Genomic DNA, 3,178 nt, shown 5'->3' with positions numbered 1-3,178 from the left:
AGCTGTCGGTGGCCTACAAGATCCCGGGGCTCCTCGGCAAAATCTTGGACGGCCTGTTTGTGGGCAAAGTGGTGGAGAGCACGATTCAAGCGGACTTGGAGCGCTTCAAAGCCTATGCTTTGGAGCAGGCAGGGCGGGCCGCCGACAATGCCTCCGCTGGCTAGCCTCGATCTTGCTGCCGTTTTCTGCTGCCCAGTGAACCGTTGCCAATCTTCGTTGCCCAAGGTCTGCTTCATGTCCGATCCCTCCCTCGAGCCTGTCATCACCTTTTCTCATCAACCGGTGGACAACCGCAACATTCGCTTCTCCCTGGAGCGGCAAGATCTGGATCTGGATCAGCTCCTGGTGTTGTTGAACCGCAACGCCTTTTGGGCCCAAAATCGCCGGCGGGAAGAGATGGAGCGGGCCATCGCCCACAGCCACCCGGTGGTCAGCGCCTGGGACGGGGAGCGCCTGATTGGCTTTGGCCGCGCCACCTCCGATGGGGTTTACCGGGCCGTCCTCTGGGACATCGTGGTCGATCACGAGTATCGACGGCAGGGCATCGGGCGCAAGCTGGTGGAAACCCTGATCAGCCATCCCCACCTGCAGTCGGTGGAGCGCATCTACCTGTTTACCACCCATCAGCGCGGCTTTTACGAGCGCATTGGCTTTGTGGAAAACCCCAGCACCACGCTGGTTTTGCACGGGCGTCCGCTGGATTTTTTGATCCCGGCTGCCGAACAGGAGCAGGTCTGACCAACAGGGATCCCTGGGGCAAGGGGAGGCGTAGGTCAGTGTATCTTGAACAACAGTGGGTTGGCTCCGCCTTGGGAAGAGGACGCGCTAGCCTGAAGCAAAAAGGGTGAGAGGGTGTACCTATGGCCAATCGCCTCGCCACGTGTTCCAGCCTTTACCTGCGCAAGCACGCCGAGAATCCGGTGGATTGGTGGCCTTGGATCCCGGAGGCCCTGGAGAAAGCCCGGGCCGAGGACAAGCCGATTTTTCTGTCCATCGGCTACTCCAGTTGTCACTGGTGCACCGTCATGGAGGGAGAAGCCTTCTCCGACCCGGAGATCGCCGCCTTCCTCAATGCCCATTTTTTGCCCATCAAGGTGGATCGCGAGGAGCGGCCTGATCTAGACAGCATCTACATGCAGGCGCTGCAGCTCATGAGCGGGCAGGGGGGGTGGCCCCTCAATGTCTTCCTCACGCCCGACGACCTGGTGCCGTTCTACGCGGGCACCTATTTTCCGGTGGAGCCTCGCTTTGGCCGGCCGGGGTTTCTGACCGTACTGCAGCGCATCCTGCAGTTTTACCGCCAGGAAAAAGACAAAATCGAGGACATGAAGGGCCAAATCTTGGCGGCCCTGACCACCCTCAGCGACCTGGTGCCGGAAGACCATATTCCCCCTGACCTGTTGCGCTCCGGGATCCCCAAAATCCAACCCTTGCTGGCCAACGCCGGGGCAGTGCAGCAGTTTCCCATGATGCCCTACGCCCAGTTGGTGTTGCGCTCGGCCCGCTTCGACCCGCCAGAAGGGATCCCCGGCTCGCCGACGGCGCTAGAACGGGCCAAGGAGCGAGGGATGGCCTTGGTGTTAGGAGGGATCTTCGACCATGTGGCCGGCGGGTTTCACCGCTACACCGTGGATCCCACCTGGACGGTGCCCCACTTTGAAAAAATGCTCTACGACAACGGCCAGATCTTGGAGTTTCTCTCCGAGCTGTGGGCCCACGGGATCCAGGATGCGGCCATCGAGCGGGCGGTGCGCCTGACGGTGGAATGGGTGGCGCGGGAGATGACCGCCCCTGCCGGGTATTTCTACGCGGCCCAGGATGCCGACAGTTTTGCCCGAGCAGAGGATGCGGAGCCCGAGGAGGGCGAGTTCTACGTCTGGCGCTGGCAGGAGCTGCAGGATCTGCTGGATGCAGAAACCTTCCGCGCCCTGCAGCAGGCTTTCTTCCTCTCGCCGGGGGGCAATTTCCCCGATCGGCCCGGCTGTATCGTCCTACAGCGCAGGCAAGGAGGGGAGCTGCCGCCGGAAGTGGAAACGGCTTTGACGACCCATTTGTTTCGAGCTCGCTACGGCTCCACCGAGCGGAGAACCCCCTTCCCGCCCGCAGTAGATGCCCAATCGGCCCGCCGGCAATCTTGGCCAGGACGCATTCCGCCGGTCACCGACACCAAGATGATCGTCTCCTGGAACGGCCTGATGATCTCCGGCCTGGCGCGGGCCTACCAGGTGTTTGGCGAGGAGGACTATCTGCGGTTGGCCCTGCGGGCCGCCCAATTCATCCTCAGCCAGCAGCGCCACCCCCAGACGGGATCCCTGCTGCGGTTGAACTACGATGGCACAGCCCAGGTACCTGCCCAATCGGAAGATTACGCTCTGCTGATCAAGGCCCTGTTGGATTTGCACCAGGCCTGCCTGCCGCGGACAGGCGATCCCAGCTCCCAGTACTGGCTGGAGGCCGCCATTCGGCTGCAGCAGGAGATGGACACGCGACTGTGGGATGAAGCCAGGGGGGGATACTTTGTCAGCGACGCCCAGAGCACCCCGGAGCTGCTGGTGCGGGAGAAGGAGTTTCAGGACAACGCCACCCCCGCAGCCAATGGGGTGGCTGTTGCTAACCTGGTGCGCCTGGCCGCCATCACCGGAGATCTGGACTACCTGGAACGGGCAGAACAGGCCCTGAAAACCTTTGCCCACATCATGAGCACCCAGCCGCGGGTCTGCCCCAGTTTGTTCGTCGGGCTGGATTGGTACAACAACTGGGTAAAGGCAACCCTAGAAGCGGAGCACATTGCTGCGCTGCAACAGCGCTCTTGGCCCACCACCGTCTTTGCCCTGCCCACCGCAGCCGAGCCGTTGCCGGCAGGAGCTGTGGGGTTGGTGTGCTGGGGCAGCAAGTGTCTGGCCCCCGCCGCTTCTCTTGAGCAAATCCAGTCGCAGATCGGCAAAGGGCAAAACCGAGCCTACTGACATTGGCTCATCCTCTTCCAGAAGAACTCGGGATCCCGCCCCGAGAATCTACTGGCTGGCCAGCTCAGCTTTCCCCGGGATTTTCCACCCCATAGAACTCAATGCGGTAGCTCTGGATGCGAGTGCCTGTCTTCTGCTCTACCTGGGCCAGCAGCTCCGGCGGCAGCTCCACATCTACGTCCAGGATGCGGTTGCTATCCAGGCAGTTGACA

At 62.0% G+C, this 3,178-nt stretch carries 2 protein-coding genes; both read left to right on the top strand.

What is annotated here, in order from left to right:
- Nucleotides 1-234: 234 nt before the first annotated feature.
- Nucleotides 235-738 (top strand): GNAT family N-acetyltransferase, encoded by a 504-nt coding sequence (locus NW809_RS11545; protein WP_099813335.1) that lies wholly within the window; start codon nucleotides 235-237, stop codon nucleotides 736-738.
- A gap of 122 nt (nucleotides 739-860) precedes the next feature.
- Nucleotides 861-2,966 (top strand): thioredoxin domain-containing protein, encoded by a 2,106-nt coding sequence (locus NW809_RS11540; protein ID WP_099812883.1) that lies wholly within the window; start codon nucleotides 861-863, stop codon nucleotides 2,964-2,966.
- The last annotated feature ends 212 nt before the right edge of the window (nucleotides 2,967-3,178 follow it).

It is taken from the genome of Synechococcus sp. WC101 (assembly GCF_047461555.1).
GTDB lineage: Bacteria > Cyanobacteriota > Cyanobacteriia > Thermostichales > Thermostichaceae > Thermostichus.
This window is presented reverse-complemented; position numbering and strand designations above follow the sequence as displayed.